An 11,405-nucleotide genomic window follows, 5' to 3' on the forward strand; every position below is an offset into this window, starting at 1 on the left:
GTGCGGCCCTTTTTGCGGTGAAGAAAGGTGATGAATGTTTCGACCAGACACTGACATTCGGCGTTCAAGCACACTGGCCGCTTTCCTGAAAGATTGTCATACGGACAGTTACGAGGATCTTGCCAGCCGGGCCAACACCGACCCGGACTGGTTCTGGGGCCGGATCATCGACTTTACCGGCATCCGGTTCAATCGCCCCTACACGCGGTTACGGGATATGTCCGAGGGGCCGGAATCGATCCGATGGGCCGTCGGCGCTGCCCTGAACTTGACGGAGACCTGTCTCGATGCCCGCATCGAGACAGGTCTGGGCGACAAGACCGCGATCGACTGGGTCGGCGAGGATGGAAGCCGCCGCCGCTGGACTTATGCCGAACTCGCCGCCGAAGCCGCGCGCGTCGCTTCAGCCCTTGCCGCGCGGGGGGTAGGGCCGGGTCAGGCGGTGGGTATCTACATGTCGATGATCCCCGAGATTCAGGCCGCGCTTCTGGGCATCGCGCGGCTTGGCGCCATCGCCGTGCCGCTGTTTTCCGGCTTCTCGCCCCCCGCCATCGTGTCGCGTCTGAACGATGCCGGGGCGGTGGCGGTGTTGACGACGGATGCAACCCCCAGACGGGGCAAGCCGGTCTGGATGGAGGCCAGGCTGACCGAGGCGTTGAGAGAGGTGCCTTCGGTTCATACGGTGTTCAGCCTGCGCCGGTTCGGCGGTGCCGTGGCCGATCCTGCCCGCGATCTCGACTGGACCGAAACCGTGGGGGCTGCCAGCCCGGATTTTGCGGCTGTTCCCGTCGCGTCCGAAGACATCTTCCTGATCACCTATACCTCGGGTACGACGGGTCGGCCCAAGGGCGTCGTGCATACCCATTTGGGTGTGCAGGCCAAGGCCACGGCCGATTTCCTGCTGTGTCTCGACATGAAACAGGATGACCGGCACCTCTGGATGACCGACATGGGCTGGGTGATGGGGCCGCTTACCCTTTTGTCCGTGCTGCTGTCGGGCGCGACGCTGGTGCTGGCCGAGGGCGCGCCGTCGATGCCCGGCGATCCGTTTCGGTTGTTGCGGCTCGCCTCGGATATGGAGGTGACCCACATGGGCGTCGCCCCGACCCTGGTGCGGCAGTTCATGACGCAGGATCGCGCACCGCTGGCTGACTATGACCTGTCGGCGCTGCGCATTGTCGGCTCGACCGGCGAGCCCTGGACCGATGACGCCTGGCTTTGGCAACTTGACCATATTTGCCGCCGCCGCGCGGTGCCGCTGAATATCTCCGGCGGGACCGAGCTTTTCGGCGCGATCCTGACCTCGACCGTGCTGCACGAAATCAAACCCGGCGGGTTCTCCGCCGAGGCGCTGGGTGTCGGAGCGAAAGTGCTGCGCGAGGACGGCAGCGAAGCCGCGCCGGGCGAAGTGGGCGAACTGGTGGTGACGCAGCCGCCCTTGGGCCTGACCCCGGCCATCCGGGGCGACCGCGAGCGGTATATCGAGACCTACTGGTCCACCTTCCCCGGCATCTGGCGGCACGGCGACTGGGTGCGCCGCGATGCGGACGGCACATGGTATATCTTGGGGCGTTCCGACGACACGCTGAACATCGCCGGCAAACGCATCGGCCCGCCCGAGATCGAGGCGGCCCTGACCGGGACGGGACGGGTGGTGGATGCCGCCGCCATTGCCGCGCCCGACGAGATCAAGGGCGTGGCCGTGATCTGTATCTGTGTGGCGGCTCCGGGTGTGTCGCCCGACGCTGCCCTCGTCGAACAGCTCAAGGACCGGGTCGGAGAGGTCGTCTCCAAGCCCTTCCGCCCGCGCGAGATCCATTTTGTCGACGCGCTGCCGAAAACCCGCACCATGAAAACGATGCGCCGGATCGTGCGCGCGGCCTTCCTGGGTGAAGACCCGGGTAATCTGTCAGCGGTGAGCAATCCCGAGACGATGGTTGCCATCGCTGCTCTTGGAAAGGAAACGGAATGATTACTGTCTTCGGAGCCACCGGCACCACCGGTGCCCCCCTTGTCGATAGGCTACTGGAAAAGGGCGGGAAAACGCGTGCCGTCACCAGCGATCCGTCCAAGCTCGAAAAACTCAAGGCCAAGGGATGCGAGGCCGTCCTAGCGAATTTCACCGACCCCGCTGCGCTGGAACGGGCCTGTGCCGGGGCGGACAGGATCTATCTGGTGACGCCCGCGCATCTGGACATGCGCCGCTGGAAAGCCAATGCGATCGCTGCAGCCAAGGCCGCAGGCGTTCGCCATGTCGTTCTGGCCACCGGGCTTGGGGCGTCGCCCAAGGCGGGGCTGACCTTCGGCAAGTGGCATTCCGAAACCCAGGAATTGCTGAAGGAAAGCGGCCTTGACTGGACCTTCATCCAGCCGACCTATTTCATGCAGAACCTGCTGTGGCAGGCCGACAGCATCGCAAGGGACGGGGTGTATTACGACGATCTGGGCGGACCCGTGGCCTGGATCGACGCCCGCGACATAGCCGATGTCGCCGCCGAGGCGCTGACCTGCGCGGGCCACGTGGGCAAGGGCTATGGCCTGACCGGCCCCGAAGCCCTGACCGGCGAGGATATCGCCGCTGTCCTGTCCGAAGTGACAGGCCGATCCATCACCTCTGCGCCTCTCGCGCCTGAGGACGCCAAAGCAGCGATGGTCGCGAACCGGATGCAGGACGAGGTCGCCGCGGCCATGGTGGAACTGGCTTCCATCGCGCCCAAAGGCTACCTCGGGAGCATCGAGACCACGGTCAGCGACGTGCTCGGACGCCCGGCGCTCCGGTTGCGCGAATTCGTCGCCGAGAATCGGGATGCTTTCGTCCAGTGACCTAACGGCGGCGCCGCGATACCGCGAACCTGCCCGGTCTGCGAATGCAGGCGCCCTGGGCGATTATCCATTCGGGTTCCGGGGTTCCGACTCAAGAAATGACATCACGCCGTGACGCAATTCGAGCCCAAGAACCCCGACTTTGACGCGCGCGCGTCAGTTTCAACCGCCAGAGGGTGATGCACATCCTGGGGATCGGCATTGCCGAACTGTCGCCCGGCCATATCGTTCTGAAGATGGCGCGCCCAGCCCGCATGGCCTCGGGCGGTATCGCATCCTCCCTCGCTCTGATGTTTCAGAGACTTTGCGCCAGACGCACCCCTTCATCGATCGCGCGCAGCGCGTCGAGTTCGGCGGCCTCCTTCGCCCCGCCGATCATCGTGACGGTGACGCCGCGCGCGCCAAGTTCGTCGGCCAGGGCGCGCTCCGGTTCCTGCCCGGTGCAGAGCACGATCGTATCGGCGGCAATGATCTTCGGTTCTCCGTCCATCAGAATATGCAGCCCTGCGTCGTCGATGCGTTCATAAACCACGCCGCCCAGAGCCGCGACTCCATGCTTGCGCAGTGCGTTGCGCAGGATCCAGCCCGTGGAGACGCCAAGCCCCGCGCCCGGTTTCGAGGTTTTTCGCTGAAGCATCACAACCTTGCGACGCGATGATTTCGGGGCCAGCGGATCGCCCGCCAGAGCGCCCGACGTGGCGAACTCCGGGTCCACGCCCCATGTCTTGCAGAACGCGTCGGTGTCGTGGGCCTCGGCCGGTTTGGTCACCAAGAACTCGGCCACGTCATGGCCGATGCCCCCTGCCCCCATCACCGCGACGGTGTCGCCCGCCGGGTGCGCGCCGGACAGAATCTCGGCGTAGGTCGCCACACTGGGATGATCGACGCCCGGCAGATCGGGAATACGCGGCGTGACCCCGGTGGAGATGACGACATGGTCAAAGCCGGTCAGATCGTCCGGCCCGGCCCGCTGCCCTAGGCGCAGCTTGACGCTGTGCTTTTCCATCTGGCCGAAATAATACCGCAGGGTTTCGTCGAATTCGTCCTTGCCCGGTGCCGCGCGCGCCAGCGTCAACTGACCGCCCAGCTTGTCTTGCGCTTCGAACAGGGTAACGTCATGGCCCAGCCTGGCGGCCTCGGCGGCCGTGGCCATGCCAGCGGCTCCGCCGCCGACCACGGCGACCTTCTGCGGAGAGTCTGTCGGCGTGTCGCGGAATTCGGTTTCGCGCCCGGCCCGCGGGTTGACCAAACAGCTGACCGGCCGATCCGAAAAGATGAAGTCCAGACAGGCTTGATTGCAGGCGATACAGGTATTGATCTCGTCGGCGCCGCCCTCGCGTGTCTTTCTCACGAAATGCGGATCGGCCAGAAAGGGCCGGGCCATTGAGATCATGTCGGCCTCGCCAGAGGCAAGGATATCCTCTGCAAGCGCGGGCGTGTTGATTCGGTTTGAGGCGACCACCGGGATGGACACCGCAGCCTTTACGTTGGCCGCCGCCTGACGCCAGGCGCCGCGCGGAACCGGATAGGCGATGGTCGGCACGCGCGCCTCGTGCCAGCCGATCCCGGTGTTCAGAATATCCGCGCCCGCTGCCTCGATCTTGCGGGCCAGGTCTGCGATTTCACCGGCGGGCGCGCCGCCCTCGACCAGATCGGCGGCCGAAATCCGGTAGATGATGAGAAAGTCGCGCCCGCAGCGTTCGCGCACCGCGCGGACGATCTCGACCGGAAAGCGGTGGCGGTTCTCGGCGCTGCCACCCCAGTCGTCGTCACGCTTGTTGGTATGGGTGACGGTGAATTCGTTGATCAGATAGCCCTCGGAGCCCATGATTTCGACGCCATCGAACCCCGCTGCCTGCGCATTGGCGGCCGCATTAGCGAAATCTTCGATGGTGCGGCGGATGTCGGCATCGGTCATTTCTCGTGGGACAAAACGGTTGATCGGCGCGCGAATCGGGCTTGGGGCGACGCAGTCTTCGATCTTGGCATAGCGCCCTGCATGTAAAATCTGCGCGCAGAGCAGGCTGCCTTCGGCCTGGACCGCCTCGCAGATCGGGCGCAGGCTTTCCGCCTCCTCCGGATCGTCGATACGTGGACCTTCGGGATCGAATATGCCGTCGGCATTAGGAGAAAACCCGCCCGTGACCAGAATGGCCGCCTCTCCCCGCGCCCGTTCGGCGTAAAAGGCGATCTGCTTGGCAATGCCGTCAGGCTCGGACTCCAGCCGGGTATGCATCGATCCCATGATAACCCGGTTTCGCAACATGCGCTGGCCCGCGCGGATCGGCGAAAGCATGGTCCCGAAGCTTTCCTCTTGAGTGTCTGTCATTATGAACATCCTCCTCACAAATTCGCTTGATCTGCATTCTAACACTTGTTAGATTTATGGGAAGAACAAAATTTCGGTCATGGGGAGTGGTGCCGATGCAATTCCAGCCAGCAGAAGATCAAAAGGCGTTTCGCGAAACCGCGAAGCGCTTTGCCACCGAGAAACTGGCACCAAGCTATCAGGAGCGCGCAAGCGGCCACAATTTTGATCGTGCGCTGATCAAGGAGATGGGTGCACTGGGTCTGATCGGCGCCGATTTGCCCGAAGAATTCGGCGGGCTTGGCGAAACATCGGTCACCTCCGGGTTGATCGTCGAAGAGATCGCCTACGCGGATTTCAACGCAAGCTATATCCAGCTTCTGGGCTCTCTGATGGGCGGGATGGTTGCCGAGCACGCCTCCAAGGACATCGCTTCGGAATGGGTGCCCAAGGTTGTTTCGGGGGACGCCGTCATCGGCTTGGGCCTGACCGAACCGCGCGGCGGATCGGATGCGGCGAACCTGATCCTGAAGGCGGAAAAGTCCGGAAACGGCTGGCGGCTGAATGGCGAGAAGACCTCCATGAGCTTTGCCAGTCAGGCCGATGCCGCCGTGGTGTTCGCACGCACCGGCAACCCTGACGGCGGGGCGCGCGGGGTCAGCGCCTTTTTCGTCGACCTGAATCAGGACAGCATCAGGCGCACCCATTTCGACGACATCGGCACCAAGCCCGTCGGGCGCGGATCGGTGTTCTTCGACGATGTCTTCGTGCCGGCCGAAAACATGATGGCCGAACAGGACCGCGCCTTCGGCACGATCATGGCGGGGTTCGACTATTCCCGCGCGCTGATCGGGCTGGAATGCCTTGGCGCGGCGCAGGCGTCGGTGGACGAGACCTGGGCCTATGTCCAGGAACGCGAGGCGTTCGGCGCGCCCATCGTGCAGTATCAGGGCGTCAGCTTTCCGCTGGCCGAGGCCGAAACCCAGCTGACCATGATGCGCCAGCTTTGCTATTATACGCTGGATTTGCGCGACCGCGGCCTGCCCCACACCTCCGAGGCGGCGATGTGCAAATGGTACCTGCCCAAAACTGCCTGCGAGATCCTGCACCAGTGCCTGATCCTGCACGGGCATTATGGCTATACCACCGACCTGCCGCACCATCAGCGCTACAACGACGTTCTCGGGCTGCAAATAGGCGACGGCACCGCGCAGATCCAGAAGCTGGTGATTGCCCGCGAAAAAGCCGGACGGATGGCACTGCAATACGATAAGAAGGCGAAGGGAGCGGCGAAGTGAGTGATCCGGTCGCAGTAACTACCGAAGGCAACGTCGGCATTATAGAGCTGGCGCGCCCCGAGAAATTTAATTGCCTGTCCCTGCAAGTGCATGAGTGCATCGCTGCCGCGCGCGAAAGGTTCGAGGCCGATTGGGACATCCGGTCGATTCTGATCCGGGCGCAAGGAAAGCACTTCTGCACCGGCGCCGACCTGACCGAGGTGAAAGGCAAACTGAACGATCCCGCCGCGCTGGACCATTTCATTGCTTTCGGCATGAATAACCTGCGCGCGCTCGAAACCTCCTCCCTCCCTGTCGTCGTGGCGGTGCAGGGGTTGTGTCTGGCCGGCGGGATCGAACTGATGTTGGCATGCGACGTGTGCTTCGGGGCCGAGACCGCGCAATTCGGCGATCAGCATGCGCAATTCGGTCTGATCCCCGGCTGGGGCGGCTCGCAGCGGCTGACACGATTGATGGGTCAGCGCTGGGCGCTCGATCTGATGTTCTCGGCCCGCTGGCTCAAGGCGGACGAGGCCAGGGAGGCCGGCCTGGTCAACTATGTCGTACCGGATGCGGATCTGCATCAGGCCGCGCTGGAGTATTGCCAGAAGATCGCCACCCGGTCGCGCCCCGGTATCGCCGAGATGAAGCGTCTGGCACGGGAAGGGACAGACCTTGGCATCGACCAGCAGATGCGGCTTGAGCGCGACGCCGCCGTGCGCGCCCTGCCCGGCGATGATGTCGCCGAAGGGCTTGATGCTTTCGAAAACCGCCGGACCCCCGCTTTCAAGGGCTGAGAAGACACCATGGATTTCATTCTGAACGACGAACAACGCCAGATTTACGACTATGGCGGCCAGCTGGCGCAGAAATTCGACAATGCCTATTGGCTGGATCACGCCCGCAGGCATGAATTCCCGCAAGAGATGTTCCGGAAGATTGCCGATGACGGTTTTCTGGGGATCATGGTGCCCGTGGAATACGGCGGTGCCGGTCTTGGCATGACCGAAATGGCGCTGTTCATGGAAGGCACCGCCAATCACGGCATCCCGCTGCTGATGATGGTGGTCGGTCCGACCATGTCGCTGGCCCATATCGCCAGCCACGGCACCGAGTTCCAAAAGAAAGAGCTGCTGCCGGCCGCCTGCCGGGGCGATATCCAGTTCTGCTTCGCGATCACCGAACCGGGGGCCGGATCGAACACGATGAAGGCCACCACGCTGGCCAAACGCAGGGGCAACCGGTTCAGCCTGTCGGGCGAAAAGACCTTCATCACCGGCGCCGAGGTGTCGGATTATTGCCTGGTGGTGGCACGGACCAAGCCGCATACCGAGGTCAGCCGCAAGACCGACGGCTTCACCCTCTTTGCTGTCGACCTGAAGAAAAAGGGCGTCGACAAGCAGCGGGTGAAGATCTCGATCCCCCTGCCAGAGGAGCAATGGACGCTGTTCTTCGACGAGGTGGACCTGGGCCCCGAGGATATTGTCGGCGAGGTGGACGAAGGATTCTCGATCCTGTTCGACAGCCTCAACCCCGAGCGGATCATCCTCGCCGCGCTGTGCTGCGGCATCGGCCGGTTCGCCCTGAACAAGGGCGTGGCCTATGCCTCCGAGCGCAACGTCTTCGGCCAGCCGATCGGGGCGCATCAGGGCGTGCAGCATCCGATGGCCAAGGCCCATACGGCGGTAGAGATGGCCAGTCTGATGACCCGTCGCGCGGCATGGGAGTTCGACAACAAGCTGCCGGCAGGGGCGTCTTCGAACATGGCCAAATACGCCGCTGCCGAGGCCGGGATCGACGCCGTGGACGCGGCGCTTCAGGCCCATGGCGGGTCGGGCTTTACCGAAGATACGGGGCTCTACGAAATGTATCCGCTGGTACGACTGCTGCGCACAGCACCCGTGAACCGCGAACTGTGCCTCAGCTTTATCGGCGAAAAGGTCATGGGCCTGCCGCGATCCTACTGATCGCGCGGCCCGGAAGGGAGGACGACATGCAATTTGGAATGCGCTTCCGGCGTCAGGACGCCGCTGGCAAGGCGAATGATCGCTTCTGGCACGAGATCGAGGGCCTGCCGCTCGACGAGGTGCGCTGCATTCAGGAAGAGCGGCTGCGCAATCAGATGGCCTATCTAAAGGGGAACTCGACCTTCTATCAGGAGAAGCTGGCCGAGGCGGGTGTCGATTTCGACGACATCCGCAGCATCGAAGATCTGCAAAAACTGCCCTTCACCTACAAAACAGAGATCCGCGAAAGCCTCGCGGCAGAGCCGCCCTTTGGCAAGCACCGGGCGGCGGCGATGGCGGACATTATCCAGATGCAGGCCTCATCGGGCACGACCGGCAGCCCGTCCTATGTGGCGCTGACCGAAGCGGATACGGAGATGTGGCACGAGATGACGGCGCGCTGTTTCTTTGCCAATGGGGTACGTCCCGGCGATATTGTGCTGCACGCGTTTTCGCTGGCCAAGGGCTTTGTCGGCGGCATCCCGGTGATGCAGGGGCTGCAGTACATGGGCGCGATCGACGTGCCTGTGGGGGCGGATGGCGGCGCGGAACGGCTGCTCCGGGCCTGTGCCGACACGCGCCCGCGATGTATCGTGGGAGCTCCGAACTTCGTTCTGCACCTAGCGGAGAAAGCGCCGGAAGTGCTTGGCTGCGAGGCCACCGAACTGGGCGTTGAACAGGTCGTCGTCGGTGGCGAGCCTGGTGGCGGCATCCCGGCCATTCGTGCCAAGATCGAAGCGGCCTGGGGTGCGAAATGCTGTGAAATGCTGGGCGGCACCGATCTGGGCGTGACCTACTGGGCCGAATGCGATGCACAGTCGGGGATGCATATGGTCAACATGGATTATATCATCACCGAACTGCTGGATCCTGAAAGCGGCGAAATCATTCCCTGGGAAAGGGGTGCCGAGGGCGAGATGATCTATACCGCGATTGGCCGTCAGGCGAGCCCGGTCGTGCGCTTCCGGTCTGGCGATTATATCGAGGTCCTCGACACCGACTGCACTTGCGGGCGCACCGGGCCGAAAATCCGCTGCACCGGCCGGACCGACGACATGCTGATCGTGCGCGGGGCCAATGTATTCCCCTCCGCGATCAACAGCGTGATCGCCGAAATGGTGCCGGACACCAACGGCATCATGCGCATCGTGGCCGATTTCGAAGGCCATACCACGCAGGGCGCGCTGAAGGTGATCGTGGAACGCGGCCCCGACCGCGATCCAGCCGATGACGATGCCCTCAAGAGGAAAATCGAACAGCGCTTGCGCGACGCGCTTGTTTTCAAGGCCGACGTTCAGCTGGTGGCCCCCGACACCTTTGAAAAACCCGGCGCCGCCAAGGTCGCCTTTGTTCTGAGAGAATATCCATATCTGCCATGACAAAACTTAAGTCCCTCCTCGACACCGGGTCCGACGACTTCCGGGAAAACGATGCGCTGTATCGCGAGAAAATCAACGAACTGCATGCCCTTCGGCTGACGCAGCGCGTTGGTGGCCCTGAAAACGCGCGCGAACGCCACAAATCAAAAGGCAAGATCCTGCCACGTGAGCGAATTGAACGGTTGATTGACCCAGGCACGCCCTTTCTCGAACTCGGCGAGCTTGCCGGGTTGAACAAATATGATGGCGTGCCGCCGGGTGCAGGCATTATCACCGGCATCGGTGTGATCGAGGGTCGTCAGTGCATGATCATCGCCAACGATGCCACGGTGAAGGGCGGCACCTATTTCGGCTTGACCTCGCGCAAGCATGTGCGCGCCCAGAAAATCGCCTGGAAGAACCGTCTTCCGGTGATCACACTGGTCGATTCCGGCGGCGCGTTCCTGCCCGATCAGGAGAATATCTTCCCCGACGAGGGCCAGTTCGGCTCGATCTTCCATCAGCAGGTCGGCATGTCGGGCGACGGCGTGCCGCAGATCGCCGTGGTCATGGGGCCCTGCACGGCGGGGGGCGCCTATATTCCTGCGCTCTGCGACGAGGTGGTGATCGTGCGCGGTCAGGGCTTCATGTATCTGGGTGGGCCTGAGTTGACCTTCGCGGCGACAGGCGAAAAGGTCGATGCCGAGACGCTGGGTGGCGGAAAGATGCATTCGTCGGTGTCCGGCGTGACCGACCATCTGGCCGAGGATGACGCGCACGCCCTGGCCATCACCCGCGAGATTGTCAGTCATCTGGGCGAAAAGCCACTGCCCCGCAAGACGCCTGCCGCACCGCGCACGCCAGCCTATCCAGTCGAAGAAATCTACGGCATTGTCAGCCGCGACCCCAAGGTGCCGACCGACAACCGCGAGATCGTAGCGCGACTGGTAGATGACAGCGATTTTCACGAGTTCAAGCCGCTTTATGGCGACACCATCATGACCGGCTGGGGCCGTATGCACGGACACGAAGTAGGCATTCTGGCCAATACCGGCGTGCTGTTCGTGGAGGCAGCGCTGAAGGCCTCCCATTTCATCAATCTCTGCGTCCAGCGCGATACTCCGCTGCTGTTTTTGGCCGATGTGAACGGCTTCATGGTGGGCCGCGAGGTCGAGCAGATGGGCATCGCCAAGGCCGGGGCCAAGATGATCACCGCCATGTCCTCGGCCCGGGTGCCCAAGTTCACCATCATCACCGGCGGGTCCTACGGCGCGGGATACTTGGCCATGCTGGGCCGTCCGTTCCAGCCGGATGCGACCTTTGCCTGGCCCACGGGCCGCGCCGCCATCATGGGCCCCGAGCAGGCCGCCAGCGTGCTGGCGCAGGTCCGCGCCCAGATCAACGAACGCGAAGGCAAGAGCTGGACGCCCGAGGAGGAGGACGCCTTCAAGGCCCCGATCCGCAAGGAATACGAAGATTTCCAAGGGGCCTACAATTTTGCCTCGAATCTCTGGATCGACAGCGTGATCGAGCCTTGCGAGACGCGCGATGTCATGGCGCTCATGCTGGATGTGACGTCGCGCAGGCCCAAGGTCGAAACCCATTTCGGCGTGTTCAGGATGTGAGGCGCGAG

The 11,405-nt window shown here is 63.3% G+C and carries 8 protein-coding genes; 7 read left to right on the forward strand and 1 reads right to left on the reverse strand.

What is annotated here, in order from left to right; all coding sequences use genetic code 11:
* The first annotated feature begins 34 nt into the window (after window positions 1-34).
* Window positions 35-1,972: an AMP-binding protein gene (locus tag G568_RS0113050; protein WP_026758457.1), complete on the forward strand. Its 1,938-nt coding sequence runs from the start codon at window positions 35-37 to the stop codon at window positions 1,970-1,972.
* Window positions 1,969-2,823 carry an SDR family oxidoreductase gene (locus G568_RS0113055; protein ID WP_026758458.1) on the forward strand — a complete coding sequence of 285 codons (855 nt, stop codon included), beginning with the start codon at window positions 1,969-1,971 and terminating at the stop codon, window positions 2,821-2,823. The genes G568_RS0113050 and G568_RS0113055 overlap by 4 nt, the downstream gene beginning before the upstream one ends.
* 295 nt (window positions 2,824-3,118) lie before the next feature.
* On the opposite strand, the gene G568_RS0113060 is transcribed toward G568_RS0113055, so the two are convergent.
* Window positions 3,119-5,152 carry an FAD-dependent oxidoreductase gene (locus tag G568_RS0113060; protein WP_026758459.1) on the reverse strand — a complete coding sequence of 678 codons (2,034 nt, stop codon included), beginning with the start codon at window positions 5,150-5,152 and terminating at the stop codon, window positions 3,119-3,121.
* Window positions 5,153-5,247: 95 nt separating this feature from the next.
* Between G568_RS0113060 and G568_RS0113065 the strand changes: the two genes are divergently transcribed.
* Genes G568_RS0113065 through G568_RS0113085 form a run of 5 tightly spaced genes read left to right on the forward strand, consistent with a single transcriptional unit; the run spans window position 5,248 to window position 11,397 of the window.
* Window positions 5,248-6,429: an acyl-CoA dehydrogenase family protein gene (locus G568_RS0113065; protein ID WP_026758460.1), complete on the forward strand. Its 1,182-nt coding sequence runs from the start codon at window positions 5,248-5,250 to the stop codon at window positions 6,427-6,429.
* Window positions 6,426-7,205, forward strand: a complete 780-nt coding sequence (locus G568_RS0113070) for an enoyl-CoA hydratase/isomerase family protein (protein WP_026758461.1) — start codon at window positions 6,426-6,428, stop codon at window positions 7,203-7,205. The genes G568_RS0113065 and G568_RS0113070 overlap by 4 nt, the downstream gene beginning before the upstream one ends.
* A 9-nt stretch (window positions 7,206-7,214) precedes the next feature.
* Window positions 7,215-8,375, forward strand: coding sequence for an acyl-CoA dehydrogenase family protein (locus G568_RS0113075; protein ID WP_026758462.1), 1,161 nt, complete (start codon window positions 7,215-7,217; stop codon window positions 8,373-8,375).
* A gap of 26 nt (window positions 8,376-8,401) precedes the next feature.
* Window positions 8,402-9,793 (forward strand): phenylacetate--CoA ligase family protein, encoded by a 1,392-nt coding sequence (locus tag G568_RS0113080; protein WP_026758463.1) that lies wholly within the window; start codon window positions 8,402-8,404, stop codon window positions 9,791-9,793.
* Window positions 9,790-11,397 (forward strand): acyl-CoA carboxylase subunit beta, encoded by a 1,608-nt coding sequence (locus tag G568_RS0113085; RefSeq protein ID WP_026758464.1) that lies wholly within the window; start codon window positions 9,790-9,792, stop codon window positions 11,395-11,397. The genes G568_RS0113080 and G568_RS0113085 overlap by 4 nt, the downstream gene beginning before the upstream one ends.
* Window positions 11,398-11,405: the final 8 nt, after the last annotated feature.

Origin of the sequence: Sediminimonas qiaohouensis DSM 21189 (assembly GCF_000423645.1) — a bacterium.
Taxonomy (GTDB): domain Bacteria; phylum Pseudomonadota; class Alphaproteobacteria; order Rhodobacterales; family Rhodobacteraceae; genus Sediminimonas; species Sediminimonas qiaohouensis.